Here is a 26,252-nt window from a genome sequence, read left to right as displayed (position 1 = left end):
TGAGGCATTTGCAGGAATGGGTAATACCCTTTCCTGTTATACCAGTTCAATCGTCAGATGCCTGTTTGGAAAATTTATAAACTGCATTTCTCGTCCAATCGCCGGTACATAAGGGCGCTAAAAAATTTACTGGGCTTTGTTCCAGGCAATTTGCACTTGTATCAGTTAGCATTCCGCCACAAGTCGGTAGCGGTCCCTGTGAAAGATGGCACCAAAAATAGTAACGAACGACTGGAGTTTTTAGGCGATGCCGTGCTGGGCTCAGTCGTCGCCGATCTGCTCTTCAAAAAATATCCTTACAAGGGCGAAGGCTTCCTTACCGAGATGCGCTCAAAAATCGTAAGCCGGGCGCACCTCAACCAGCTTTCCAAAAAACTGGGCCTCAACGAGCTGATCCAATACGATGCTCGCATGATTAACTATCCCAATAAACAGGGGTCGTTGCTGGGCGACGCATTTGAAGCCCTGATTGGTGCAATATACCTGGATAAAGGATATGTATTTACCAAAAACTTTCTGATTAGCCGCATTATCAAACCTCACGTGGATATCCAAATTCTGGAAGAAACCGAAACAAACTTCAAAAGCCGATTGATCGAATGGTGCCAGCAAGCGGGAAAAGAAGTAAGTTTTGTACAAACGGAAAATGCCGAAGGCGACAGCATCAAGATTTTTACCATTGACGCAGTGGTAGACGGTGAAGTGTGTGGCACGGGGCGCGATTATAACAAAAAGAGCGCAGAGAAGATAGCCGCTGAAAAAGCCTGCGAAGCATTGAATGTGCTTTAAAATCTAAAATCTAAAACCTAAAATCTAAAATCATTCCTACCTTTGCGCCATGGCAATAGTGAAACCTTCGTTGGCAAAAGGCACCCGCGATTTTTCCCCCGTAGAAATGGAAAAGCGCGACTATATCTTCAGCACTCTTAAGACTGTTTTTACCAAATATGGTTATCGCGAAATTCAGACGCCTTCTTTTGAAAACCTACAGACGCTTACCGGCAAATATGGAGACGAAGGGGATAAACTGATTTTCAAGATTCTAAATTCAGGCGACTACTTGGCCAAGGCTCCCAGCAATCTGTTGACCGAAAGGGCCTCGACACCACTAACGACCCACATTACCGAAAAAGCATTACGCTACGATCTCACGGTGCCCTTCGCCCGCTATGTAGTGATGCATCAACACGAAATCACCCTACCGTTCAAACGTTTCCAAATCCAACCAGTTTGGCGGGCGGATAGACCGCAACGAGGGCGTTACCGGGAGTTTTACCAATGCGATGTGGATGTTGTCGGTTCGGAAAGCTTACTTAATGAAGCCGAATTTGTGCTTATTTATCACGAAGCATTGACCCACCTGGGATTAACGGATTTCACCATAAAACTCAACAACCGTAAAATCTTATCGGGCATTGCTGAGCTATTGGGCAAGCCAGACCTACTTGTACCCATGACAGTGGCGATCGACAAACTGGACAAAATCGGTATGGAGGGAGTCGATAAGGAGCTACTGGAACGTGGCTTTTCAGAAGAGGATGTAAAAAAGCTACGGCCCATTATGCAACTGGAAGGGCCTGTTACCCTGAAAATCAACCAGCTTAAAAGCACGCTTGCTTCATCGGCCATCGGAATGCAGGGCATCGAAGAGATCGAAATCGTGTTAGGCTATGTAGAAAAAATGACGGCCCATGGTGCTTCGCTCAGCCGTTTCCTAGACCTCGATATTACCCTGGCCAGGGGTCTGAATTATTATACGGGTTGTATCTTTGAGGTGAAAACCAACGAGGTAACGATGGGTAGTATCGGCGGAGGTGGCCGTTACGACGATCTGACCGGTATGTTTGGTCTGAAGGGACTTACCGGCGTAGGTATCTCCTTTGGCGCAGACCGTATTTACGATGTCATGGAAGAACTGGGGTTGTTTCCCACCAGTACCATGCAATCGACCAACGTATTGTTTAGCAACTTTGACAAACTTGCCGAATTGTATGCACTGCCACTGTTGCAGAAATTGCGTGATGCAGGGGTCGCCGCCGAAATTTACCCCACTTCCGCCAAGCTGAAAAAACAATTGGCCTATGCCGATGCGAAAAAAATACCGTATGTAGTCCTCATCGGCGAGGAAGAAATACAAAGTGGGGCCTTTTCATTGAAAGACATGCAATCCGGTGAACAACGGAAACTGGACGAGGCAGAACTGTTTGCATTTTTAGCGTTGCAAAAATGAATTTTCTGGGCAATCTCATTTGGATCATCTTTGGTGGATTCCTTATTTTCCTGGAATACCTTATCGGCGGACTGTTACTTTGCCTTACGATTGTAGGCATTCCCTTTGGCATTCAGTTATTCAAACTGGCGATCGCTTCGCTTGTACCATTTGGCACCGTCGTTACCCATACACCCTCCAGCACGGGGTGTTTATACACACTTATGAATATCCTCTGGATTGTCTTTGGTGGAATATGGGTTGCCCTCACTCATTTTGTTTTCGGACTGTTGCTCTGCATTACCATCATTGGGATTCCCTTTGGAAGGCAACATTTCAAACTGATGGCATTGGCCTTTACACCTTTCGGCAAAGCAATCAACTGAGTTTCATCCAAAAACGGCCTGAAAAACCTCTTCTACCTTAGCCACTGGTTTAATCTGTATTCCATACTTGCTGACATCCAAGCCTTTGGTATTGTATCTGGAGATGTAAATGGTTTCAAAGCCGAGTTTTTCCGCCTCAGCGATACGCTGTTCAATGCGGTTAACTGCCCGTATTTCGCCCGAAAGCCCCACCTCCCCCGCAAATGCAACGGTCGCCCGAACAGATATATCCTGTTGCGATGAAATGAGGGCAACGATCACCGCCAGGTCAATGGCTGGGTCTTCTACCCGTATGCCTCCGGCGATGTTCAGGAAAACATCCTGTGCACTCAACCGGAACCCGAAGCGTTTTTCGAGCACGGCCAGCAGCATATTCATCCGACGGGTGTCAAACCCTGTGGAAGAACGCTGGGGAGTACCATATGCAGACGTGCTTACCAACGCCTGCACTTCAATCAGCATAGGCCGTAATCCCTCCAATAGTACTGCAATCGCAATGCCGCTCATACTCTCCTCGCGTTGTGAAAGCATGATTTCCGAGGGGTTCGAAACCTCGCGGAGTCCCGTTCCTTGCATTTCATAAATACCCAACTCGGAAGCAGATCCAAAGCGATTTTTAACGGCACGCAACATACGGTATACGTGGTGCCGATCGCCTTCAAATTGCAAGACTGTATCCACCATATGTTCTAATACTTTCGGACCGGCGATCGCTCCATCTTTGGTGATATGCCCGATGATAAACACCGGTATATTTGTCTCTTTGGCGAAGCGGAGCAGTTCCGCGGTACACTCGCGCACTTGGGAAACGCTGCCTGGAGCCGAATCTATCTGGGCGGAGTGTAGCGTCTGTATCGAGTCTATGATGACCAAATGTGGCTCCAGTGAGGCAATCTGCTTGAAGATGTTTTGCGTAGCGGTTTCGGTTAAAATGTAGCAATTGGCTTTAGATGCTTGTACGAGCCGTTCAGCACGCATTTTTAGCTGTTGCTCGCTTTCTTCGCCGGATATGTATAGCGTTTTGGCATTCGGCATATTGAGAGCCAACTGAAGCATGAGCGTCGATTTACCGATACCCGGTTCACCACCGATCAGGACCAACGATCCTGGTACAATTCCCCCACCCAGCACACGGTTCAATTCGCTGTCAGGTGTAGCTCGGCGATTTTCTTCCGTTTGAACGATTTCATGAATAGCAGCCGCTTTGCTTGAACGTTTCACTGCACTCGGCACGGTACGCCAGTCGGGCGCCCGGAAAACTTGTTTCTCTATTACTTCTTCAACAAACGTATTCCATTCATTGCAGGAAGGACATTTCCCCAACCATTTCGGCGACTCATATCCACAATTTTGGCAAAAATAAGTTGTCTTCGCTTTGGCCATCAATCTTGTTATTTTGCAGAATAAATCGCTTCATACACCGCATCCTGTATTCTTCCTCGGATATTAAGCGTACTCAGTTTGGTGCTTACAGCGGGGTGTACGCGGTTGGATAAAAAAATATAGGTCAATTGTTCCTTCGGATCAATCCAAATACACGTACCCGTATATCCCGTATGCCCAAAGGTAGCGTCCGATGCCCACTTTGAAGGGTAGTGTTTTGTGGTATCCGGATCCCATCTGTCGAATCCCAAACCGCGTCTGCTGGTTGCCGACTGCCGGGAGGTAAACAAGTCCACTGTTTCTCCCTTAAAATACCGATCACCACCGTATTCTCCCCGATTGAGCAGCAATTGGCCATAAATGGCCAAATCATTTGCCGTAGCAAACATCCCAGCATGGCCGGCTATGCCACCGGCCATAGCTGCTCCTTGATCGTGAACATAACCCTGTAACAACGTTTTTCGAAACGTCTTATCGTCTTCAGTGGGCACAATGCGCCCTTTTGGAAAACGTAAGCGGGGGAGATAACCGGCGGTTTGCATACCCAAAGGGCGGTAAAATTCAAGCTGAATGTAATCTTGGATGGGAATACCTGTTTGGTGCTCGGCAACTTCCTTCATAACGTACATACTAATATCACTGTACACATAAGTCCCCGGAGTATTAAGCTTGGAATACAACATAGTGGGCCACATTACGTTCTGATAATACCCCGTTCGGATGTAACAACCATCCGCCACTTTGACCGAATAGACTGCCGAAGAATCGGTGCTGAGGTCGTCTGGTTTCAGTTCACGATAAAACGGGATAAAGGGAATAAAACCCGCCTCATGCAGCATAACATCCCGTAGCTTGGTGTGATTTTTATTGGTGGGCTGGGCTTGCAGCAGATAATGCCCCATTGTACTATCTAGGTTAATGATTCCCCGTTCAACCAAGCGCATAATCGTAGGAGTCGTCGCGGTAATTTTGGTGAGAGAGGCCAAGTCGAAGAGGTCGGAAACCTTGGTAGGTATGCTGTTCGTATAGGTATGATGCCCGTAAGCTTTCTCGAAAATAACCTTGCCCCCCTTGGCCACCAGTACCACAGCGCCGGGAGTGGCACGCTCACGAATCGCCTCTTGGGCAATTGTATCAATAGCCGCTTCCAAACGTAAGGCATCGATACCCAGAGCAGCCGCGTTGGTGTACTCAAGCCGGATTTGCTCAGTGGTAAAGCCTCCGCCCGTCGCATATCGTGCAGAAAATGATTGCGGTAGTCGGGCCGTACACGCTATCCCGCCAAATACAGACATGGCAGTATTCCGCGCTGCAGTTTCCGATAGTTCAGGATTCCAAAGAATCGGATATTGCACAAAATCCAATGCTTGCAACTTGGCTCCCGTTCCAAATACTGTCAAAATTAATTGTTTACTAACCGCCTGCGTTGCGATAAACTGCAATAAACGTTTGTTACCCAAATCTGAAGCCGCTAAGCCCAGAATGAGGGTATTATAATACTTCAATTGTTCATCCAAATCGTGATACATACCCACATCCTCCGGCACCATAAAATGTCTTATCGGTGCATATCGCTCCAACATATTGCCCACCGTTGCAAAAGCCGGTATAGTTAAGTGGCCTATATAGGCTATATTGCGGTCTCCCAAATCCCGCAATGGGACCAGCCGCATATAATTATTTAATAAGACAGTCAGGTTGGGCTTGGGGGTCTGGCGTTGCGCACAAAGGGTTTGGTTACCGCAAAGACAAACAAAAAAGGCACCCATTGCCACAAGAATTTTCTTCATATCGTACGAATATCGATAATTTACACAAAAAATGGAGATCTCTTGATAATTTTGTGAATTTTCATTCGAAAATAATCTATTCTTTAAATGGCTTCATGGAATCTGCATTTTCATCGCCTTTTAGTATCAAGCGATGACATGGCAGGTTTCATCTATCATAAAACCTGTTCTTCAATAGCAGGGTGAGCGAACAATAACTGCGAAGCATTGACGAGCACCGATGACGGCAGACCGCCACGAATAAATTTGCATATAAATGCAAATTTATCTTAGTTTGCAATTCATTTACCTGTGTTTCATGTTTAATGTCAATAGTTCTTTCTATCAGTTTCTCACGGCGTTGCAAAACAAGCTAAATACCGAGTTTGATTTGCGTGCATTGTCAGAAACCGCTTGCTTGCTATCCGCAAATGGGACATCGATCAGTATCGTTTATTACTTATGCAGTTCCGACAAGCGCATACATATAGACACTGATTCGCGTTATATCCATGTCGATGAGGACCTATGGATCACTCGGCCCGACCTCTTACTCAATCGCATTGCGGCGTTGGCCGGAAAAGCACAGCGCATATATGCGCGGGATACCGTAGCTGCACGCATCGATAAGCAGAGAGCCATGGCCTTTCAACAGGCACATCACCTGCAGGTAGCCCTACCGGGCAAATACCGCTACGGATTATTTCATAAAGGCGATTTAGTGGCAATCGCCGTATTCAGCGGCGGCAGAAAGATGAACAATCGCCCGGCTGACTATCGGTCCTTTGAGCTGCTCCGGTTTTGTCACAAGCAGGGGGTACAAGCCGTTGGAGGATTCAGCAAGCTAATTGATGCATTCCAGCAGGAATTTCATCCGGGAGATATCATGACCTACGCTGACAAGGACTGGTCGGACGGTGATAGTTACCGTAAAATTGGCTTTACCATCGTCGGCGAAACTGAACCGCAACGGTTCTGGATAAACACTCAAACGAAGCAAAGGTATGACGAACATACACTCCCCCAAGCAATCAAAGATGCGTCCCTTTCCGTACGGCAAAGCCTGGGATATGCACCGTTATATAACAGCGGCAGTATTAAGTTGATCAAAGTGCTGTGAGTCTGTTGGTGATTCTTGGTCCCACAGCTTCTGGCAAGACAAAACTGGCCATAGAAGTGGCCAAACGTATAAACGGCGCCATTATCAGTGCAGATTCACGGCAGGTATACCGGGGTATGGATATTGGCACGGGAAAGGACCTCGATGTATACGACGATGTCCCCCATTTCCTCATTGACATTCTTGACGCCGGCGAAGCTTACCACGTGGCTCAATATCATGCCGACTTCCACCGAGTTATGCTTACGCTCCAGAAACAGCAAAAACAACCGATTCTATGCGGTGGCACCGGCCTGTATATCCAGTCCATACTGCAGCCCTTTGAATACAGCATCGTACCGGTAGATCCTGCACTTCGGCATGCGCTTAACCTGCTAACCATGGATGCGTTGCTGCAAACACTGCACAACTTGCCTCTTCCTCCGGGGTTTCATGCTGACACACGTACCAGGAAACGACTCATTCGAGCCATCGAAATCGCCACTTGGTGCCTTCATCATTCCCTGCCGGCAAAGCCCTATCCACCTGTATCAGCCCAGCTATTCGGCATTAGTCCCCCGGTCGAACTACGCCGTCAGCGCATCACCGAGCGATTGCAGCAACGGCTCGAAAACGGGCTGTTAGCGGAAGTTCAAATGCTATTAGACCGCGGAATAGCTCCGGAAAAATTGCTTTATTATGGATTGGAGTACAAGTATGCCACACAATACCTATGTGGCGAATTCAACTACGATATCTTTTTTACCCGGCTAAACACCGAAATACACCGCTTTGCGAAACGGCAGATGACTTACTTCCGAAAAATGGAAAAAGATGGATTAACAATCCATTGGCTGCCGTTAGGGACGGTGGAGGAAATGGCAGACGAAGTAATCCGGAGTTTCAAGGAATAGGGGGCAATGCCCCCTATTTACTTATAGTTTAATCTCAACGTCCTTACCGTTGAAGAAATGGAATTCAGTGAGGTAATACGAGGCTACCGGCTTTACTTTTATCCAACGGCCAAACTTGGTAAACCACTTCATCCGGCGCGAAATAAAACCGGACTTAATATATGCATAAATATAAGGATGCACACATAACGTGATATCCTTTTCGTTTTGTTCATGCAGAATGAAACTCAGGTTGTTCTCGATATCATCCATCAATACGATACTCGAGCGTATTTCTCCCGTGCCATCGCAAGCTGGACATTTCTCGTTGGTTACAATCGTCATTTCCGGTCTAACCCGCTGCCGAGTTATCTGCACCAATCCAAATTTGCTAGGAGGCAGGATGGTATGGCGTGCCCGGTCAGCAGCCATGCATTGTTTGAGATATGCATATAATTCTTTACGATTGGCAGGTTTATGCATGTCAATGAAATCGATGACTACAATCCCTCCCATATCGCGCAGGCGCAATTGCCGGGCAATTTCTTTGGCAGCCTCCATGTTTACCTGCAACGCATTCTCCTCCTGGTTTTCCTTATTGGCTGTCCGGTTTCCACTATTGACATCAATAACATGTAAGGCCTCCGTATGTTCGATCACAAGGTAAGCACCTCCATGCAAGTTTACCGTCTTGCCAAAGGCCGCCTTGATCTGGCGTTCTACCCCAAAATGTTCGAAGATAGGTTCGCGGTGTTTGTAAAACTTTACGATTTTCTCTAGATCGGGAGAAATTTCCTGCACATAAGACCGCGTTTCCTCAAAGATCGCCTGATCATTAACATAAATGTGCGAAAACTCATCCGTTAGGATATCGCGCAAGATGGTTGACGTCCGATCCATTTCACCGAGTACTTTGTGGGTGGGCTCGGCCAGTCGCAATCGGTTGGTCAGGACCTCCCACTTGGAAATCACATCCAACAGATCTTTTTGAAGCTCGCTTACCCCTTTACCTTCGGAAACCGTACGGATAATGACGCCGAAATTAGCCGGTTTAATGCTTTCTACGATCTTTTTGAGCCGAGTACGTTCCGCATTACCTTTGATCCGCTTGGAAATAGATACTGCGCTGGAAAATGGCACTAAGACGACGTATCTTCCGGCGATGGATAAATCCGAACTCAGCCGGGGACCCTTGGTCGAAATGGGTTCCTTTGCGATCTGGACAGGCAACAGCATATTTCGGGTCAATACCTCCGAAATCTTACCTGCTTTGTTGATGTCCTTCTCTAATTTTAAACTATCGAGCAGCTTTTCCTTATAACTGCCATTCTTTACCAGCTTCGTAAGCTTGATGAGCGATTGGACTTGGGGGCCCAAGTCCAAATAATGCAGGAACGCATCTTTCGAATATCCAACATCTACAAATGCAGCATTAAGACCGGGCATGATTTTCTTGATCCTACCCAAGTAGATGTCGCCTACCGCATAATTGTTGTTTACCTGTTCCTTATTAAGCTCTACAAGCTGTTTGTCCTGAAGTAAAGCGATAGTAACTCCCTTGTCGGGAGCCGAATCGATGATTAACTCCTTTACCAACAGCTATTTTCTTTTGCAAAGCAGGCAACAGCAAACAAGAAGAGCAGCTACCTACTTTGAATAAAACAATAAAATACGTTTAAACGCCCATTGCGTCTTCTGATTTATAGGATGAGGCAGAGTTCGATTGTGTGAAAATCACGCTCATTTATATACCCCATTTCAGAAGTGGGCTTCTGTCAGACTAACAAAGAAATGAATTTATTTCTTCTTATGTCTGTTTTTTCTTAAACGTTTTTTACGTTTGTGGGTAGCCATTTTGTGTCTTTTTCTTTTCTTTCCGCTTGGCATAGCTAAATTTTTTTAATGAATAAATTAAATGATTATTTGCTCAATTCATCGATTTTCCGATTGATAAATTGAGTGAGGGTCGGATCGGCGGCAAGATCCCGGCTTTTTTCAAAGGCCGAAATTGCCTCCCGTTTCAACCCAATATTTTCGTAACTTGTTGCAAGGTAAAAATAAGATTCGGCGTCCGGCTGTACAGATATCACGGTCTTAAACCGTTCGATAGCCCGGTCGAATTGACGTGACTGCATAGAAAACAGACCCAAACTTTTATTTGCACCGATGTGGGAAGGATCTGCTTCAACCACTTCCCGGAGAAGTGCGATTCCCGCCATGGGGTTATTTGTGCCGCTTACGTATGCACTACCCAGCCCCGTTTTTGCATCTAGATCGTCAGCATTCAGTTCAAGTGCCTTTTGATACGCATTAATCGCATATCCGTTAAGCGCTTTTACCATTGTTGTATCCTGCAAATTGGTATATGCGGCACGATAGGCATCACCCGCTTTCAGCCAATAGTCAAATTTCGGATCGAGTTCGGCCAATTCTTCATAGACAAATCCTAAGGGGGCCGGTCTGTTTACATCGTCCCACTCCGTAGCAAGCTGCTGTAACAGCTCAATTTTCTCCTGCCCTGATGCGTCCGGCAACTGCGACTCAATCGTCGATATTTCCTGAAGGATGCTAGCATTGAGTCCCTGTTTAGCCTGTAGCGAAACACTTTCAAACGTCACTGTCGATGATGAACTACCGGAAGTAGTTGCTTCGGTTGTATCATCGTTGACCAGCCCTTTAATCGGTTGCGCCAATAATAACCCCATCACAATGACGATGGAGGTAACGGCAACGATTTGTTTGGTCTTTTGCTGCATGGCGATTATCCTACATTGCTTTGGCTAAGGAGAAGCTTATTTGTTGCCAGATTTTACCTTTTCTACAAATGTCTTAGCGGGTTTAAATGTGGGCACATAGTGTGCAGGAATAATAATCGCTGTATTCTTTGAAATATTGCGAGCGGTCTTTTCGGCCCTCTTTTTCACTACAAAACTACCGAACCCTCTTACGTAGACGTTATCCCCCCCAATCATTGCACCCTTTACTACTTTAAAAAAAGCTTCCACCGTTTCCTGAACATCTACTTTCTCTAACCCGGTCTTGTTAGCGATTTCTGCGATAATTTCTGCCTTAGTCATATCTATATTTTTTGTAATTAATTATTTTTCAAGACATAAGCCTCTCCAATGTTGGGGATGCAAAAGTATCGCTTTAAAACGATATCTTAAAATAAAATTGTTAATTTTTTGTAAACGAGTCTTTTTCCTCTTTTTGCTCTTTGAAGGTGCTACAACGTTTTCGTAGATATTTGTCAAAAAAGTAAGCAGGTTCAGCCCATTTTTGACTAATATTGAACGATTAAATACAATATAGACCTTATTTTAATACGATGGATGGAATACAACAGTTTTCTTTAGCAGACAAGGTAGTGGTCATTACAGGTGCCACAGGCGTTTTGGGCGAGTCTTTTGCGTTGGCTACTGCAGCTGCGGGAGCCAAGGTAGCTGTATTGGGGCGCAATAAAGAACGGGCGGACGCACGAGTAGCTGCCATCCGGGCGCAGGGAGGCGAAGCAATAGCTGTAATCACTGACGTATTGAGTGAGCAAGCAGTACATCAAGCGAAAAATGAGATATTGGACGCGTGGGGAACGATAGATGGCTTGGTAAATGCTGCGGGTGGTAATATACCGGGGGCGACCATCGGTCCAGAGCAGAACCTGTTCGACAGCAACATCGCCGATACCCAAAAAGCTGTAGAACTTAATCTTTTCGGCACCGTCATCCCCACCCATGTTTTCGGCCGGGTTATCGCCGAAAAAGGGAAGGGATCTATCGTGAATATCTCTTCGTTAGCGGCGCAGCAGGCCATTACACGCGTGATGGGTTATAACCTGGCCAAATGTGCAATTGAAGGCTATACAAAATGGATGGCCGTGGAATTGGCTCAGCGGTACGGTGACAAAGTGCGCGTGAATGCCATTGCCCCGGGCGTATTTCTTACGGAGCAAAACCGCACGTTGCTTACGAATGCCGATGGGTCTTATACAGACCGCGCCCAACGATTTGTCAACAATACGGCATATGGCCGACTGGGAAGTCCCCAAGAATTAACCGGTGCATTGATTTTTCTATTGAGCGACGCATCGGGCTTTATTTCAGGAGAAACTATTTTGGTAGATGGTGGCTTCAATGCATGGAGCGGAGTGTGAACGAGGGAATAAGGAATGCCAAATAGAGAATAGGATTAGCATCGAATAAGGAACAAGAAAAACGAGTAAGAATAAAGCTGATAGCTGATAGCCGAAAGCTGATACCAAGAAACAACATCATGACAAAAAAACTTGAACAGACTTGGCGGTGGTATGGTCCCGCAGACACCGTATCACTGCAGGACATCAAACAGGCCGGGGCTACGGGAATTGTGACCGCGCTCCATCACATTCCCCATGGAGCGGTATGGCCGCTAGCAGACATTCAAGAGCGCAAGTCGTTGATCGAAGCTGCCGGACTCACCTGGAGTGTGGTGGAAAGCGTTCCGGTGCACGAAGCCATCAAGACACGTAGGTCGGATGCACAGCCCTATATCGAAAATTACCGGCAGAGCTTGCATAACCTGGCGACCGTGGGAATCAAAACAATTTGCTACAATTTTATGCCGGTACTGGACTGGACACGTACCCAACTTGATTTAGAAATGAGGGACGGTTCAAAGGCTCTCTACTTTGACTGGAACGATCTAGCAGCTTTCGATTTGTTTGTCTTAAAACGGGAAGGAGCAGCCGCTGATTATCCGGAGACCATACGGACAGAAGCTCGAAAAAGGTTTGACGCCTATACGCCTGAACAAATCGATCTGTTGAATACCAACGTGCTTATGGGCATCCCAGGGGAGCGAAGCATTGAATTGGATGAGCTGCGCGAGAGTATACGTGAATACGCAGCTATCGGGTTTGACGGCCTACGACAAAATCTAATTTGGTTCTTATCATCCATCGCGGACATCTGTGAGGAAAACGGAATCCGGATGACAATCCACCCCGACGACCCTCCCTATCCAATTTTGGGATTGCCGCGTATCGCCAGCAATAAGGATGACCTCTTGTATATTATCCGCACACTGGATAAACCTTTCAACGGCATCTGCTTCTGTACCGGCTCATTGGGCGCCGGTGTTTCAAATGACATCCCGACTATTTTTGACGCCGTGAAGGAACGGGTTAACTTTGTACACCTCCGTAATGTCAGAAAAGACGAGCAGGGCAACTTTTTCGAGGCCGATCACTTGGATGGCGATGTAAACATGTATGCAGTCATGAAAGCGCTGATTGCAGAAAATCAGCGACGGTCCGATCCGATACCTTTCCGGCCAGATCATGGCCACCAAATGTTGGACGACTTAGCGAAAACTACTGCTCCCGGTTATTCAGCCATCGGCCGCCTGCGGGGCCTCGCTGAACTAAGGGGATTGGAATTGGGAATCACTGGACAATAACCTACATTAATCGGAATCGAAATGGCTAACTTTCTTCATGATAATTTCCTATTGCAGTCTGATACGGCTGAGGTGCTATACCACGAGTATGCCAAGGACTTACCGATTATCGACTACCATTCGCACCTTCCGCCTGATGCTGTGGCTAGTGATGAGAATTTCCGGAATATTACCCATATCTGGCTGGCTGGCGATCATTATAAGTGGCGCGCGCAACGCGTGCTAGGAATCCCTGAAAAATACATTACCGGCAACGCCGATGATCGTGAAAAGTTCAGGAAATGGGCAGAAGTTGTGCCGTATACTTTACGCAATCCATTGTACCACTGGACGCACATGGAGCTGAAAAATCCGTTCGGCATTGAAGAGTTGTTGGGACCGGAAAATGCGGATGCCGTTTTTGACCATACAGCCGTACAGTTGCAGACTCCTGTCTTTTCTCCGCGGGGTTTGTTGCGCCATTTTCGTGTGGAAATGGTCGGTACGACGGATGATCCGATTGATACCCTAGCTCATCATCGCGCCATTTCCGAATCAGGTTTTGACACCAAAGTACTCCCCTCATTCAGACCTGATAAGGCTTTTCAGCTGAGCAAAGGCGACCAATACCGTCGATATATCCAACAGCTTGAGGCAAGCAGTGGAATCGCCATTGTAGATCTGGATACACTTTTGGATGCGCTTTCAAACCGCTTTTACTATTTCCACCGTCACGGATGCCGCATTGCAGATCACGGGCTGAGCCATTTGCCACGCGCAACCTTCTCCTCCGTTTCACTGGATGAGGTATTTAAGCAGGTGCTCAATGGCGACGACCGCCTCGCTGCGGAGTATGAGGAAGCATTTACCTATGTGGTCCTTACCGAGCTCTGCAAATTATACCATGATAAGCAATGGGTTCAGCAATTCCATTTGGGACCGCTGCGCAATACCAATACCCGTAAGCTGAGTCAACTGGGGCCGGATACCGGATACGATTCCATTGGCGACTTCCAGCAGGCCGAAGCGATGCAGCGGTTTTTCAATGCCCTGGATGGTGAAAACCGGCTGGCCAAGACGGTGGTATATAACCTCAACCCCGCAGACAATGCCGTATTCGCAGCCATGATGGGAAATTTTCAAGACGAAGGAACCAAAGGCAAAATGCAGTTCGGTTCGGGTTGGTGGTTTTTAGACCAGTTAGATGGCATGACACAGCAGATGAACACGTTGTCAAACATTGGCCTCATCAGCTGTTTTGTGGGTATGCTAACCGATTCGCGCAGTTTCCTTTCCTATTCACGCCATGAATATTTCAGGCGTCTGCTGTGCAATCTGTTTGCCGACGATATCAATAAAGGACTTCTGCCCAACGATATCGGGTGGACCGGAAAAATTATTCAGGATATCTCGTATTACAACGCGAAGGCATATTTCGGATTATAGCACCCAAACGGCCGCCCCTTACTACCTCTTGGTTTGTGACGCGTCGAAATTTTTGATTTCAAAATGACTGATGGTAACGGGCTTGTTGTTTCCCCTGGCGGCTAGGCCAATGCGGAAACCCATGCCCCAAGGCACCAATGGAGCGGCATCATAATTTTGCAAGCCCGCTTGCCATTTGTCATCTCCTTCATTCCAATAGAAATCAACCATATGACCGTCGGAAACAGCCATCTTGAGAGCTACCGTGCCCGCCCCTTCCGTGAGAGGGAGTGTTTGCAACAGCTGTACATCATCTTTCGCAATGCGCCACACCCGAACTTCCTTTCCGAACACACCGATACCGATGCCCGCAATCGGGGCACCGAAACGGTTGTTGGCACCGCCGACCATGGCGATAGAGGCACCGGATTGATCGTCGGTCGTATTTGCTGCCACATGTGCCATTACTTCATAGTTGATGGATGTAATAGGTTGTACAAGCAATGAGCCTATCCCGTCATTGGCCTGCGACGTTGTCAGCGACAGGCCTTCATTGCCGGTGGTGTATTCTGCCGGCTGATTGACCCGCCACCGCCACGCTGGCGTCATCGCAGTGAAATCATCGCTGTAATCCGATGAGGCCGCATCCCGGTCGTAGCTCGCATTATTGGCAAAGACGGGCCAACCGTCTGAAGTCCAGTTAATCTTCTCTAAAACCCCCTCCCGGCCTACATATACACTGCCCGCTTGATTGTAAGCATGGTAGAGGTAATAGAAATTACCCCCTCGTTCCACCACGGTGCCGTGGCCAGCGCACTTCCAATCATCATTATCTACCAGTACGGGGTTCCGATCGTACTTTTCCCAAGGCCCCAGCAGCTGTTTAGCACGGGCCACGCCTGTTTTGTAATTGCAGGTAACCTCACAGCAGGCACCTGCAGAATAAGTAGCATAATAATAGCCATTATGCCTGAACACGCTGATTCCTTCCACCAACCGGCCCTCCCACTCACTGTCGTTGGTAAACAACTGATGCTTGTCTCCCAGCAATGCCGTCCGCTCCGGGTTGATTTCCTGTGCCCACATCGGTGTGGGCTGGCCCTTGCTATTGCCGTCTTCCTTCCAAAGCAAGTAGATCTTGCCATCATCGTCCTTTACTTCAAACGCGTCAATGGATCCCAGCTCCTGGCTCACCAGCGGCCCATGATCAACATAGGGTCCTTCTGGAGAAGATGCGCTTGCAACCGCCACGGCAAGACGTCCGGTCGATTTGTCGCGGGCGGTGTAATACAGGTATACCTTGTTCTGTGCTTCGTCATAGGCTAATTCGGGTGCCCAGAAGTTATTCCGTGCCCAGGGGGGTAAATCCGCAAACGCGTAGGATGCTAACTCCCAATTAATCAGATCGGTCGATTTATAAATCGGAAACAGCGGTGCCCACTCATTAGAGGTTGCAGATGCCCAGTATGTATCACCTATTTTGATGACTGTTGGATCGGGATGATCGCCCGGCAATACCGGGTTTACAATCGCTATGGTTTCGTCCTGTTGACGAGTAGATTGACTATTCGTACAGCCGCCTGCAATAAACAGAATCAGAGCAAGGTATAATAGCGTTGTCTTCATAATTAACTATAAACATTGTGTATAAATGGTACCGATAATACACACAGCCCGCAAATAAAATAAATTTAAACTGTAAACTATAAACACACCGTCTCAAAAAGTACCTATATTGTCTCATCGCTGTTCTGTCCATCTCCTTGTTTCACTTGCCAACCGGGAAATAATATCGGCCCTTCCGGCTCTGAAAGAATGGTCTATGCCTTCCAACCTCACCAGTGAAGCAGTCGGTAGTGATTGGCACACGGTCTCGATCAGCGTCCACGTCGCCAGCGCATCTTTAGCGCCTTGCAAAAAAAGCATAGGAATCTCCAGTAATCGGAGGTGATCAGCGCGATCAATAGCAGGCTTCCCGGCAGGATGAAGCGGAAATCCATAGAAAATCAATCCCCTGACAGTACTCTCGGGATTGGCGGCAAGGTATTGGGAGCTCATTCTTCCCCCGAAAGATTTGCCGGAAGCAAACAACGGCAGATCGGGGCATAGCTCATGTGCACTGGCAATTGCAGCCCCGATAGTTGCATGCGCCACTACCGGCGGGTCCGGTCTGGCTTTGCCGTGTTCGGAAAAGGGAAAATTGAATCGCAGTGTAGCAATTGCCTCCATTGCCAGCGAATGGGCCAACGCTTCCATAAATCCGTGATTCATCCCTGCCCCGGCACCGTGGGCCAATGTCAGGATGCATTCGGGTTCCTTCGGAGCAGTATAAATTGCCGATACTGTCCCTATGGAAGGGGAAACCATCAGCTTACTGGATTGTATATACATGCGGATATGTGATGTTAAACAAAAACCCACTTTACGTACTTGTAAAGTGGGTTGGTAGCCCCGACGGGAATCGAACCCATATCTAAAGTTTAGGAAACTTCTATTCTATCCGTTGAACTACAGGGCCGAGCTATTTTGGTGCAAAAATACGATTTTATATAAACAATGGTAATTCTTTATTGGGAAGCCCACACAATTTGTCTGAACCATTAAACGATAAATTGATGACAATCCTAAGAATTATTATAATATTATAGGTAGATAATAGGTGTTTTCTAGGGACTTCATAGGGAGAAATACCTATAAAGTATTTATTAATTATTATTGATTTATTAATTGTTTCTATTTAATTAGCGGATCTTGATATTCCTGAATTGAGAACAGTAGCGGTCATAGACAGCAATAGACGATGTATATACCCCATTGACAAAAACGATAATTTACCACCAAGATAAACCGTATCTTTGCACTCGAAAAATAAACAGATAGTCATGAGTTTAACAGGAAAAAAATTCCCAAACATTACGGTTGATGCAATTGATTACCTCGGTGATTACTTGTCTATCAACATTTTTGAAGAAGCTACCCAAAAAGGCAAAAAAGTATTGCTGTTCTGGTACCCAAAGGATTTTACGTTTGTATGTCCGACTGAACTACACGCATTCCAAGAAGCATTACCCGAATTTGAAAAACGTAACACCTTGGTAGTTGGTGCCTCGTGCGACACCAATGAAGTGCATTTTGCCTGGTTAAATACCTCGAAAGACAACGGCGGTATCGAAGGTGTGACTTATCCTATTTTGGCCGACACCAACCGCAATCTGTCACGCGTATTGGGTATATTAGAAGGCGAAGAAAAAGAAAGTGAAGAATTCGGATATTTATTTGACGGCTCAAATGTGACTTTCCGGGCGACATACCTGATTGACGAAGACGGCAAGGTGTTTCACGAGAGTGTAAATGACATGCCGTTGGGCCGTAACGTAAAAGAATACCTCCGGCTGATCGACGCGTATGCTCACGTACAGAAATTCGGCGAAGTATGCCCCGCCAACTGGGAGGAAGGCAAAGACGCCATGCACGCCACCCGCGACGGTGTAGCCAGCTACCTAGCCAGCCAAGTTTCGCTGAGCTAGCAACAACACACAAGTGATAGCGGTAGCGCTCCACTGAACGGGGGCTACCCTTATAAAAGGAGAATTAGTATGTTACAGGAATTAGAAAACGACAACCTTTTCGACATCGTAAAAAACAACGATGTGGTCTTGGTACAATATTCGGCCACTTGGTGCGGCAACTGCAAAATCATGAAACCGAAGTTCAAAAAGCTCGCTTCAGAAAATGAACAAATTTCCTTTGTCATTGCAGATGCCGAGCGGTTTCCGCAATCAAGGCAATTGGCCAATGTCAGTAACCTGCCCACCTTTGCTGCATTCAAAAACGGTCAACTGGTGAACCAGGTACAAACGAATAAATTTGACCCGTTAATCGAGTTATTGAATGAAGTTACCCATAATTAAACACCTGGCTGAATTCATCGAACAAAACGACCAGGACTATGTCTTGGAAACCATCGAAACCCTTGAATCGCTTATCGAAGTACCCACGCTGAAGGACGAAGAGTTAGATGTCATCGGTGAGTTAATTTCGAATATGTATGGCGCCATTGAAGTAGATAAGTTGGTGAAAAGCGGAGTTGAGCGGAAAGAAGCGGTCAATACATTTATGAAGCGGGTACTCGGGTCGATTGACAAGGCGTAACAATGTTTAAAACCGTTTATTTGTGGAAAACTTGTCGCCTTGCAGTCAACGATATCGTACATATTTTTGTAACTTTACCGTTGTTAAAGGTTAACTTCTTAAAGTTCTTTGGCGTTTGCTTAAAGGGCGGTTTTAAGATTTAAATGATTTTTTAATTGTTAATTTGCAGGAGCCGTCCCGATGTACTTCGGGACGGCTTTTGTTTTGTTCCCTCACAAACCTTATCTTTAAACCCTTGAAATCTGCCATGTCAGCGCCTAACGTATAAGGCGCTGAAAATGCAGGTTCGATGAGGCCATTAAAGAAAAAACCATTTCGAATGAACATAAGTCGTACTGCCCTTTTCTTTTCATTTCTTTTCGTTCCCCTATCCGCAATTACCCAAACGCAAAAACCGAAGCACGCTGGTGAAATCAAACAAGCTATCAAGAAATTAAACACCTTGGGTTCCGCCCTATATTTTGCCGCCCATCCGGACGACGAAAATACCCGGTTAATTGCCTGGTTGGCGAAAGAGAAACTATACCGGACCGGCTATCTTTCATTGACCCGTGGCGACGGCGGTCAAAACCTCATCGGCACCGAACAGGCAGAAGAACTCGGACTGATCCGTACGCAGGAGCTCCTTGCCGCACGGGGCGTCGACGGGGGGGAACAGTTTTTCTCGCGGGCACTCGACTTTGGATTTTCGAAAACATGGGATGAGACATTCCGATTCTGGGGCCGTGAAAATATATTGGCAGATGCTGTATGGACAATCCGAAAATTCCGGCCAGATGTCATTATCACTCGCTTTCCGCCTGATGAGCGGGCGGGACATGGGCACCATCAGGCATCAGCACTATTAGCTATCGAAGCATTCAAGGCAGCCGCAGATCCTTCCCAATTCCCCGAGCAACTTACCCAAGTATCCGTATGGCAGGCCAAACGGCTGCTTTGGAATACCTCCAGCTTCTTCCAGGGATCTCCGCCCTCGACAGCACATTTACTTATAAACATTGGTGATTACAACCCATTTCTTGGTGAGTCTTACGGTGAAATCGCCGCAGAAAGCCGGTCTAACCATAAAAGCCAAGGATTCGGATCTGCCAGACAACGAGGAAATAGCATCGAGCGGTTTGAGATGTTGGCCGGCGATGCCCCTGAAAAGGAACTATTCGACGGAATCGGAACGTCGTGGACGCGGGTGGAAGGAGGCAAGTCTATTTCGCAATTGGTCACTACTCTTTACGATGCCTTTGACGAAGCCCACCCCGAAAATTCGATCAATGGGTTGCTCTCCCTTCTCACAGAGGTGGAAAAAGTCAAAGATACCTACTGGAGGGAACGAAAAACTAACGAGATCAAAGAATTGATTATCGCATGCGGCGGAATCTGGTTTGAAAGTTATGCTCCTGTGGCTAAATATGCGGTCGGTGAAGAGATTCCCATCAGCACGACATTCATCGTACGACGCCCCGGTGTAGAAGTGTCCATCGGGAATACGACGTTGACCTACAACGAGCCTTACGAAGAGTCTTCTACCATTGCGGCTAACCGCATTACGCAACCCTACTGGCTCCGTAGCCCGCATGGCTTGGGCAGTTTTGTAATAAATCACCAAGAAGATGTGGGTCGACCTACTAACATCGACGTTCCCAAAACTTCCGTCACTTTGCGCATTAATGGCAAAGAACTCGCTTTTGAACGTCCGATTGTTTATAAATATACTCACCCAGTCCGGGGCGAAGTATATGAACCGTTGACCATTGCGCCACCGATAACGGCCAACCTTGGCCAAAAGGCGTTCGTATTCAACGGCGATGAACCAAAGACATTGGAAGCTGTCTTTACGGCGCATACACAGGATCAGGTATCTGCCACAGCCTTCGTCGATCTGCCATCAGGCTGGCGGGCTGAGCCCCGGCAGATACCGCTGTATTTCTCAGAAAAATCCGAAGAAGTCACTGCTAAATTCACGATCTACCCAGCAGCGGACGCATCGCTTTCCGATTCATTGACTATTACTTTGAAATATGCAGATTCGACAGAGAAGGCCTACGCTATCCGTTCAATTGCACACGATCATATTCCCCGCATTACATGGTTTCCTCCCGCTATCGTCCGCCTAAGCAAAGTTGAAACCGGTGTATCAGCAACGCGCATCGGCTATTTGCCAGGTGCAGGCGATTTGATTCCGCAAGCGCTGCGGGAAATTGGATTGCGTGTGGATATACTGAACGAACAAGATGTTCTCTCAGATAACTTATCGCAATACGACGCCATCGTTACTGGGATACGCTTATACAATGTAAATGAACGCATGCGGTATATGCAACCTCATTTACTAGCTTACGTTAAGAACGGCGGTACGTTACTGGTGCAATATAACGTAAGTAGCGGATTGCCAGTATCTAACTTGGGCCCTTACCCGTTGACCTTAAGCAGAAGCAGGGTAACCGACGAAACTGCCCCTGTGACGTTATTGAGCCCTAATAGCCGGGTGCTGAATTATCCAAACAAGATCACAACTGCCGATTTTGATGGCTGGATTCAGGAACGCGGTCTATATTTTGCCGGCAAGGCTGATCGTCAATATGACCAACCCCTGCGCATGGCAGACCCCGAAGAAGCTCCCAGCAATGGATCGCTGCTGGTAGCCCGGTATGGAAAAGGTAACTTTGTTTATACATCCCTTGCTTTTTTCAGACAATTGCCTGCCGGCGTGCCCGGGGCATATAGATTATTTGTAAATTTGCTCGCAAAACCCAATTGATTAAACAAGGTATTGTCATGGAAAAACACATCGAAGAGCCATCCACCGAAAAAAACATCACCGGTTATTTTTATTTGCTTGGTGCCGTATTTGGCGGACTAACGGGCGGTTACATCCAGGAAAGTTTTCTCGGTGCCATCATTGGTATCGTAGTAGGGGTGGCTCTTGCCGGCTTTTTTGTGGGCAATCTCCTCAAAGGGCGCGAGCATGACCGATAAGGGACTTCCTCCCTTTATCCGTAACTGGAAGCGCTTTTATTGGATCGTAGTGCTCTGGTTGCTGGTACTTATCCTGTTATTTTATTTGTTCACCAATCACTTCGGATGAGTACGACAGATTGGGCTGTGTTATTTTGCACGTTGTTGCTGATTGTCGCCTACGGCGTATACAAGAGCAAAGGAATTCGCAACATCGACGGATACCTTTTGGGTAATAAGTCACTACCTTGGTATCACGTAGCTTTATCTGTGATGGCCACCCAGGCAAGCGCCATTACCTTCCTTTCGGCTCCAGGGCTGGCTTATTCCTCCGGTATGAGTTTCGTCCAATTCTATTTTGGTTTGCCCCTGGCGATGATTGTATTGAGCATTTCGTTTGTCCCTATTTTCCATCGGTTGCGGGTCTATACAGCTTATGAATTCCTGGAGAAACGTTTTGACGTACGCACACGCGCGTTTACCGCATTGCTTTTTTTGATTCAACGGGGCCTATCTACCGGCATCACGATCTATGCGCCTGCAATTATCTTATCAAGCATTCTTCAGATCAATGTCGTTTATACCACCCTTTTCATGGGCACACTCGTAGTGCTCTATACCGTTTATGGTGGTACCAAAGCCGTGTCGTATACGCAACTGCTTCAAATGACCATTATTTTCGGCGGCCTCCTCACCGCAGGCATATTGGTGATTTATATGTTGCCCGACGATATTGGTCTTTCCAAGGCACTGCACATTGCCGGCAAATCGGGCAAGGCTAACGCCATCGATCTTTCTTTCGACTGGAACAATCAATATACCCTGTGGAGCGGCCTTATCGGCGGTTTTTTTCTACAGCTTTCCTATTTTGGTACGGATCAAAGCCAAGTGGGCCGTTACCTCACCGGCTCATCGATCCGTGACAGCCGAATCGGATTACTTATGAACGGGTTGCTTAAGGTCCCCATGCAGTTTGCCATTTTGCTGATCGGCGTTTTGGTATTCGCCTTTTATCAGTACAACAGTCCACCCATATTCTTCAACAAATATGAACTCCATCGAATTGAGAACAGTCCATATGCTGACCAAGTAGCGGAACTGAAAGCGGAGCACCACGCTATTTTTGAAGAAAAAAAGAAACAGATACATCGATTGACTGCGGCATTGGATAACGGCGATGAAGCTGTTATTGCAGAGGTCCGCGACCAACTGCAGGGTACAGACTTGCGAACCAAGGAAATCCGACAGGACTTGGTGGAGTTGATGCAAGCCAACGATGCCATGGCCGACACCAATGACAACAATTATATTTTTCTCTCCTTCGTGACGGAAAATTTCCCGAAAGGCCTGATTGGGCTGTTAGTAGCTATTGTATTTATGGCTTCCATGGGTGCGACATCCGGCGCTATCAATTCCCTGGCATCCACTACCGTCATCGATATCTACAAACGTTTTGTCAGCAAAACAGGCAGCGAACGCAGGTATCTGTCAGCTTCACGCGTATTCACTTTGATGTGGGGGATATTTTGCATCGTCATTGCCCTCTACGCCAGCAAACTGGGCAATTTATTGGAGGCCGTTAACATCTTGGGCTCGCTGTTTTACGGCACCATTCTGGGTATTTTTGTCGTCGCATTTTATGTAAAACGAGCCGGTGGGAAAGCCGTGCTTGCGGCAGCTGTTCTTACTGAGGTTGTCGTGGTATCCTTTTGGTGGTTTGATGTCATGGCTTTCCTCTGGCTTAATCTAGTGGGGTGTGCTGGAGTGGTTTTATTCTCGCTGCTATTTCAGGGCACGCGTTCAAATCAGCAATCCATCGGAACGAGCGTATCCACACAATAAGTAACGTTATCGCTTACGATATAGACTATACAACACGCTGAGATCGTAATCCGTTAGTTCGCCACTGACATCATTTTGTATATAGTGCAGTTTGAACGCTTTGATTGCTGCATCCAGATTGCTGGTGTCGTAACCGATGATGCGCAGTGCGTCTTCGGGATTAAAATTTTCGGGAGGTGTCATCAGCACCTCGTCGGGCCAAAGCCCGAAACCACACGCTGCAAGGCGCTTCCAGGGGAAGAATGCACTTGGATCCACTTTGCGGGATGGGGCAATATCCGAATGCGCAATGAAATTAGTAGGAGGGATGTTATATCGCTGCTGCAGCGTGTCCAGAAGATTCAACAAGCTATAAATCTGCGGTTCGGTGAAAGGCTCCTTACCATTGTTATCCAATTCGACCCCCAACGATATGGAATTTAAATCGGTTACGGTACCCCATTTTCCGACCCCCGCATGCCACCCGCGTACATAATCGTTAAGCAGTTGATAGACTTCCCCATCACGCCCGATTACATAATGTGCACTTACCTCTGAATGCGGGACGGTGAATGTACGCAGCGTTTGTTCCAGACTATCCTGTGCCGTGTGATGAATGATCACGTAATTGGGTTTGCGCAAATTAAAATGAATGGATGCGACCTGGCGTGCCTCGCGTTTGGTTTGTGGAATCTCAGATACGGCGGTCACGCCTGTCGTCGAATCATAGGTGGCAACCAGACGAGGAGTCGCATACGGCAAAGGCGCCTGCATCTGCTCTGTGAATACTTTCAGTTGCTGCCTATATTGCTTATTCGTTTTTGCATAGCGATTAGCGGTACATGCGGAGAACACCAATGCCGCCAACAAAATCGACATCGCTTTGTGTATCGTGCAAATGCCGCCTCGCACCATGGTTATCTCGGGATTTTGTACAGAAGGCCCAATGCCAGTGTTTGGCTGGTCTGGACTTCTTCGTGCTGTCGGCTGTCGTACAATAAGATACCGCTTAGCGTCACGTTAATCAACCGGGTTACCGATGCGGTAAGTGTGGCATCCAGCCGATGAGCCGGATCACTAAGCTCTTCGTAGTTAGCAAACATATTATAACGACTTTTCAGATTGAGATTCTTACCAATATTTCGATCCAAATTGGCCGTCAGCTGAAATGCGAGGTCGTTCCGAAATCTTCGTCCGGGTTCCACCCCGAATCGCGGAGTAAACGTCGGTACGACGCGATCATCCAAAATAAATGTTTGCCGAGCGGTTCCTGTACCGATACGCAGCGAAAATGTATTATCCGGCTTGTATTCAACCCCGAAAGATTCAGTGAGATACCCCGGAGCCATAAATGCAGAAAGGGTGGTATCTGTTCTCACAAATTCATTTCCTTCTTCATCTTTGCCATACATCAATCCCACATCAAATTGGCTTTCAAATGTCAGTGAGGTATAAATTGACCAAAAGTTAGAGATCTTCAACGACAGTTTATTATCCCAAAAAATACGGTCATTGTTTTTACGGGGCAGTTGGTCTTTGTTTTTCTGCTTTCCATACTGCAACATCAATTCGGTCACGAAATTCGTGTTATTGCGCGTATAGTCGGACTTATGGTTAATCAGCGCGCCTACTGAAATTGAATTAACACCCCCACCGGTCCAGTTATCACTGAAAGAAGCTTGATTGGCGTTAATACCAAAAGATGACCAATGCCGCCAATAAATCACTTTCAGATCCAAGGTAGACATCGGTAGTTTAACCGGGCGGATTCCCGGTTCAGATTTTTCTACCTTAAGGCTATTGGAATCGGGCCGGTAACGTAATTCATCCAAATCATAAATTTGAGCCCGGCCTATTGAGATGCAAACTAGCAACAATATAAGCAAAGAGTAAAACCGTCGTTTCATATCTGCTGCTAAATTAACAAATATCGTGCTGCTTTTTCTTTATGTGTTTTTATTTGTTGGTTTGAGGGAAAGAAGGGAGTCGACGTGCGGCGGGATTTTGTCGATATTGCGCGAGCGACGAACGGATATAAAAAGCCAAATTATAGTCGTTGGCACTTAAAATAAAGTAATAGGAAGGCCGGTATTGCCGCATAAAATCTGCTAGTGTAGCACCGGTCAAACCTGTCACGCTCCTTACCAAATCAGGTGTAAATCGATAATCGATCACGGATTCCCGATAATCCTGCTCGATGATTTCCTGCAATCTGCGCGAGTTCTTGCCTTCGCGACTAATCAACTTATACAAGGCATCAATACTTACTCCGGCGCCGGTTGGCCCTACTGAAAAGATGGATCCCGCATTTCCCTTACTATAAGCTGTGCCGTACTCCCGCTTGTTCTCTTCCAGCCGTTCTTCAGGACTACGCCGGGCGATAACAGAAACCTCGTCCAGCCAGATCGACGACCGCTCCATGTTGAACAACACAACGCTTTTATTGGAAACAACAAGCGTATCGGGGTAGTAGCCTTTGGCTGCCGCTATCAAAACATCCCCTGGAGAAGCCTGAAGTGAAAATTCGCCACGCGTGTTATTATATCCACCGTCGTCATTGGCCGTATTATAAATGTATACCTGTGAAATACGTTGCTTGGTATGATTGTCAAACACGATGCCCTGTATGGCTGTTTGGGCCAACACGACATCGAACTGGATACCGAAAACAAGCAATCCGATAAAAAAGTGCTTTATTTTATTCACTGCCCTAAAACTACAGCTAAGTTTGCAGTTGACGAAAATTTTAAC

At 46.9% G+C, this 26,252-nt stretch carries 24 protein-coding genes and 1 tRNA gene; 14 read left to right on the top strand and 11 right to left on the bottom strand.

Features of this window, described 5'->3' with window-relative positions; genetic code table 11:
• The first annotated feature begins 57 nt into the window (after positions 1-57).
• The 3 genes from rnc to BMZ56_RS12665 are packed head-to-tail and all read left to right on the top strand — an operon-like array spanning position 58 to position 2,595.
• Positions 58-789 carry a ribonuclease III gene (gene rnc, locus BMZ56_RS12675; RefSeq protein ID WP_177195143.1) on the top strand — a complete coding sequence of 244 codons (732 nt, stop codon included), beginning with the start codon at positions 58-60 and terminating at the stop codon, positions 787-789.
• Positions 790-838: 49 nt separating this feature from the next.
• On the top strand, positions 839-2,230 hold the full coding sequence (gene hisS / locus BMZ56_RS12670) for a histidine--tRNA ligase (RefSeq protein ID WP_090627148.1): 1,392 nt from the start codon (positions 839-841) through the stop codon (positions 2,228-2,230).
• Positions 2,227-2,595, top strand: a complete 369-nt coding sequence (locus BMZ56_RS12665; RefSeq protein ID WP_090627145.1) for a YccF domain-containing protein — start codon at positions 2,227-2,229, stop codon at positions 2,593-2,595. The genes hisS and BMZ56_RS12665 overlap by 4 nt, the downstream gene beginning before the upstream one ends.
• Positions 2,596-2,598: 3 nt before the next feature.
• Here BMZ56_RS12665 and radA read toward each other — a convergent pair whose 3' ends face one another.
• Positions 2,599-3,978 carry a DNA repair protein RadA gene (gene radA, locus BMZ56_RS12660; RefSeq protein WP_090627143.1) on the bottom strand — a complete coding sequence of 460 codons (1,380 nt, stop codon included), beginning with the start codon at positions 3,976-3,978 and terminating at the stop codon, positions 2,599-2,601.
• A gap of 8 nt (positions 3,979-3,986) precedes the next feature.
• Positions 3,987-5,768, bottom strand: coding sequence for a serine hydrolase domain-containing protein (locus tag BMZ56_RS12655; protein WP_090627141.1), 1,782 nt, complete (start codon positions 5,766-5,768; stop codon positions 3,987-3,989).
• Positions 5,769-6,066: 298 nt separating this feature from the next.
• On the opposite strand from BMZ56_RS12655, the gene BMZ56_RS12650 reads away from it, so the two are divergent.
• Together BMZ56_RS12650 and miaA are read left to right on the top strand one after the other, a co-directional pair.
• Positions 6,067-6,867 carry a hypothetical protein gene (locus tag BMZ56_RS12650; protein WP_143072916.1) on the top strand — a complete coding sequence of 267 codons (801 nt, stop codon included), beginning with the start codon at positions 6,067-6,069 and terminating at the stop codon, positions 6,865-6,867.
• A complete protein-coding gene (miaA, locus tag BMZ56_RS12645; RefSeq protein WP_218146554.1) occupies positions 6,864-7,760 on the top strand; it encodes a tRNA (adenosine(37)-N6)-dimethylallyltransferase MiaA in 897 nt (298 codons plus the stop codon). Before BMZ56_RS12650 ends, miaA begins: the two co-directional genes overlap by 4 nt.
• A gap of 21 nt (positions 7,761-7,781) precedes the next feature.
• Here miaA and BMZ56_RS12640 read toward each other — a convergent pair whose 3' ends face one another.
• The 3 genes from BMZ56_RS12640 to BMZ56_RS12630 all read right to left on the bottom strand — a co-directional run bounded on the left by BMZ56_RS12640 (position 7,782) and on the right by BMZ56_RS12630 (position 10,816).
• The gene (locus tag BMZ56_RS12640; protein ID WP_090627137.1) at positions 7,782-9,335 is read right to left on the bottom strand and encodes an Rne/Rng family ribonuclease; all 1,554 of its coding nucleotides are present in this window, start codon (positions 9,333-9,335) and stop codon (positions 7,782-7,784) included.
• A gap of 323 nt (positions 9,336-9,658) precedes the next feature.
• Positions 9,659-10,495 (bottom strand): tetratricopeptide repeat protein, encoded by an 837-nt coding sequence (locus BMZ56_RS12635; RefSeq protein WP_090627134.1) that lies wholly within the window; start codon positions 10,493-10,495, stop codon positions 9,659-9,661.
• A gap of 36 nt (positions 10,496-10,531) precedes the next feature.
• Positions 10,532-10,816, bottom strand: coding sequence for an HU family DNA-binding protein (locus tag BMZ56_RS12630; RefSeq protein ID WP_090627131.1), 285 nt, complete (start codon positions 10,814-10,816; stop codon positions 10,532-10,534).
• Positions 10,817-11,067: 251 nt separating this feature from the next.
• On the opposite strand from BMZ56_RS12630, the gene BMZ56_RS12625 reads away from it, so the two are divergent.
• The 3 genes from BMZ56_RS12625 (at position 11,068) to uxaC (ending at position 14,597) form a co-directional block, all read left to right on the top strand.
• Positions 11,068-11,889, top strand: a complete 822-nt coding sequence (locus tag BMZ56_RS12625; protein WP_090627129.1) for an SDR family oxidoreductase — start codon at positions 11,068-11,070, stop codon at positions 11,887-11,889.
• 119 nt (positions 11,890-12,008) lie between these two features.
• On the top strand, positions 12,009-13,172 hold the full coding sequence (uxuA, locus tag BMZ56_RS12620; RefSeq protein WP_090627126.1) for a mannonate dehydratase: 1,164 nt from the start codon (positions 12,009-12,011) through the stop codon (positions 13,170-13,172).
• 21 nt (positions 13,173-13,193) lie between these two features.
• A complete protein-coding gene (gene uxaC, locus BMZ56_RS12615; protein ID WP_090627123.1) occupies positions 13,194-14,597 on the top strand; it encodes a glucuronate isomerase in 1,404 nt (467 codons plus the stop codon).
• A gap of 21 nt (positions 14,598-14,618) precedes the next feature.
• Here the strand turns inward: uxaC and BMZ56_RS12610 are convergent, their stop codons facing one another.
• The 3 genes from BMZ56_RS12610 to BMZ56_RS12600 all read right to left on the bottom strand — a co-directional run bounded on the left by BMZ56_RS12610 (position 14,619) and on the right by BMZ56_RS12600 (position 17,094).
• Complete coding sequence (locus BMZ56_RS12610) at positions 14,619-16,202, bottom strand: glycoside hydrolase family 43 protein (RefSeq protein WP_090627120.1); 1,584 nt, start codon at positions 16,200-16,202, stop codon at positions 14,619-14,621.
• A gap of 114 nt (positions 16,203-16,316) precedes the next feature.
• Entirely contained in the window at positions 16,317-16,967 is a 651-nt protein-coding gene (locus tag BMZ56_RS12605; protein WP_090627117.1) for an alpha/beta hydrolase family protein, read from the bottom strand.
• Between the two features lie 52 nt (positions 16,968-17,019).
• A tRNA-Arg gene (locus BMZ56_RS12600) sits at positions 17,020-17,094 on the bottom strand.
• Between the two features lie 364 nt (positions 17,095-17,458).
• Between BMZ56_RS12600 and BMZ56_RS12595 the strand changes: the two genes are divergently transcribed.
• From BMZ56_RS12595 to BMZ56_RS12570, 6 genes are all read left to right on the top strand, one after another.
• Positions 17,459-18,103, top strand: a complete 645-nt coding sequence (locus BMZ56_RS12595; protein WP_090627114.1) for a peroxiredoxin — start codon at positions 17,459-17,461, stop codon at positions 18,101-18,103.
• A gap of 69 nt (positions 18,104-18,172) precedes the next feature.
• Positions 18,173-18,487 carry a thioredoxin family protein gene (locus tag BMZ56_RS12590; protein WP_090627111.1) on the top strand — a complete coding sequence of 105 codons (315 nt, stop codon included), beginning with the start codon at positions 18,173-18,175 and terminating at the stop codon, positions 18,485-18,487.
• A complete protein-coding gene (locus BMZ56_RS12585) occupies positions 18,468-18,728 on the top strand; it encodes a DUF6952 family protein (protein ID WP_090627107.1) in 261 nt (86 codons plus the stop codon). Before BMZ56_RS12590 ends, BMZ56_RS12585 begins: the two co-directional genes overlap by 20 nt.
• Before the next feature lie 319 nt (positions 18,729-19,047).
• Positions 19,048-21,483, top strand: coding sequence for a PIG-L family deacetylase (locus BMZ56_RS12580; RefSeq protein WP_090627104.1), 2,436 nt, complete (start codon positions 19,048-19,050; stop codon positions 21,481-21,483).
• A gap of 17 nt (positions 21,484-21,500) precedes the next feature.
• Positions 21,501-21,701, top strand: a complete 201-nt coding sequence (locus BMZ56_RS12575; protein ID WP_143072915.1) for a hypothetical protein — start codon at positions 21,501-21,503, stop codon at positions 21,699-21,701.
• Between the two features lie 105 nt (positions 21,702-21,806).
• A complete protein-coding gene (locus tag BMZ56_RS12570; protein ID WP_090627099.1) occupies positions 21,807-23,522 on the top strand; it encodes a sodium:solute symporter family protein in 1,716 nt (571 codons plus the stop codon).
• A 6-nt stretch (positions 23,523-23,528) separates the two neighbouring features.
• Here BMZ56_RS12570 and BMZ56_RS12565 read toward each other — a convergent pair whose 3' ends face one another.
• The 3 genes from BMZ56_RS12565 to BMZ56_RS12555 all read right to left on the bottom strand — a co-directional run bounded on the left by BMZ56_RS12565 (position 23,529) and on the right by BMZ56_RS12555 (position 26,207).
• Positions 23,529-24,380 carry an N-acetylmuramoyl-L-alanine amidase gene (locus BMZ56_RS12565; protein WP_090627097.1) on the bottom strand — a complete coding sequence of 284 codons (852 nt, stop codon included), beginning with the start codon at positions 24,378-24,380 and terminating at the stop codon, positions 23,529-23,531.
• 38 nt (positions 24,381-24,418) lie between these two features.
• Positions 24,419-25,333, bottom strand: a complete 915-nt coding sequence (locus tag BMZ56_RS12560; RefSeq protein ID WP_245893198.1) for a DUF3078 domain-containing protein — start codon at positions 25,331-25,333, stop codon at positions 24,419-24,421.
• Between the two features lie 124 nt (positions 25,334-25,457).
• Entirely contained in the window at positions 25,458-26,207 is a 750-nt protein-coding gene (locus BMZ56_RS12555; RefSeq protein WP_245893197.1) for a peptidase associated/transthyretin-like domain-containing protein, read from the bottom strand.
• Positions 26,208-26,252: the final 45 nt, after the last annotated feature.

Origin of the sequence: Parapedobacter indicus (assembly GCF_900113765.1) — a bacterium.
Taxonomy (GTDB): Bacteria; Bacteroidota; Bacteroidia; order Sphingobacteriales; family Sphingobacteriaceae; genus Parapedobacter; species Parapedobacter indicus.
This window is presented reverse-complemented; position numbering and strand designations above follow the sequence as displayed.

Excerpts from the sequence above, each read along its gene's own strand:
- rnc (WP_177195143.1), top strand. The coding sequence starts at position 58 with ATGCCTGTTTGGAAAATTTATAAACTGCATTTCTCGTCCAATCGCCGG.
- hisS (WP_090627148.1), top strand. The coding sequence starts at position 839 with ATGGCAATAGTGAAACCTTCGTTGGCAAAAGGCACCCGCGATTTTTCC.
- BMZ56_RS12665 (WP_090627145.1), top strand. The coding sequence starts at position 2,227 with ATGAATTTTCTGGGCAATCTCATTTGGATCATCTTTGGTGGATTCCTT.
- radA (WP_090627143.1), bottom strand. The coding sequence starts at position 3,978 with ATGGCCAAAGCGAAGACAACTTATTTTTGCCAAAATTGTGGATATGAG.
- BMZ56_RS12655 (WP_090627141.1), bottom strand. The coding sequence starts at position 5,768 with ATGAAGAAAATTCTTGTGGCAATGGGTGCCTTTTTTGTTTGTCTTTGC.
- BMZ56_RS12650 (WP_143072916.1), top strand. The coding sequence starts at position 6,067 with ATGTTTAATGTCAATAGTTCTTTCTATCAGTTTCTCACGGCGTTGCAA.
- BMZ56_RS12635 (WP_090627134.1), bottom strand. The coding sequence starts at position 10,495 with ATGCAGCAAAAGACCAAACAAATCGTTGCCGTTACCTCCATCGTCATT.
- BMZ56_RS12630 (WP_090627131.1), bottom strand. The coding sequence starts at position 10,816 with ATGACTAAGGCAGAAATTATCGCAGAAATCGCTAACAAGACCGGGTTA.
- BMZ56_RS12625 (WP_090627129.1), top strand. The coding sequence starts at position 11,068 with ATGGATGGAATACAACAGTTTTCTTTAGCAGACAAGGTAGTGGTCATT.
- uxuA (WP_090627126.1), top strand. The coding sequence starts at position 12,009 with ATGACAAAAAAACTTGAACAGACTTGGCGGTGGTATGGTCCCGCAGAC.
- uxaC (WP_090627123.1), top strand. The coding sequence starts at position 13,194 with ATGGCTAACTTTCTTCATGATAATTTCCTATTGCAGTCTGATACGGCT.
- BMZ56_RS12610 (WP_090627120.1), bottom strand. The coding sequence starts at position 16,202 with ATGAAGACAACGCTATTATACCTTGCTCTGATTCTGTTTATTGCAGGC.
- BMZ56_RS12605 (WP_090627117.1), bottom strand. The coding sequence starts at position 16,967 with ATGTATATACAATCCAGTAAGCTGATGGTTTCCCCTTCCATAGGGACA.
- BMZ56_RS12595 (WP_090627114.1), top strand. The coding sequence starts at position 17,459 with ATGAGTTTAACAGGAAAAAAATTCCCAAACATTACGGTTGATGCAATT.
- BMZ56_RS12590 (WP_090627111.1), top strand. The coding sequence starts at position 18,173 with ATGTTACAGGAATTAGAAAACGACAACCTTTTCGACATCGTAAAAAAC.
- BMZ56_RS12585 (WP_090627107.1), top strand. The coding sequence starts at position 18,468 with ATGAAGTTACCCATAATTAAACACCTGGCTGAATTCATCGAACAAAAC.
- BMZ56_RS12580 (WP_090627104.1), top strand. The coding sequence starts at position 19,048 with ATGAACATAAGTCGTACTGCCCTTTTCTTTTCATTTCTTTTCGTTCCC.
- BMZ56_RS12575 (WP_143072915.1), top strand. The coding sequence starts at position 21,501 with ATGGAAAAACACATCGAAGAGCCATCCACCGAAAAAAACATCACCGGT.
- BMZ56_RS12570 (WP_090627099.1), top strand. The coding sequence starts at position 21,807 with ATGAGTACGACAGATTGGGCTGTGTTATTTTGCACGTTGTTGCTGATT.
- BMZ56_RS12565 (WP_090627097.1), bottom strand. The coding sequence starts at position 24,380 with ATGTCGATTTTGTTGGCGGCATTGGTGTTCTCCGCATGTACCGCTAAT.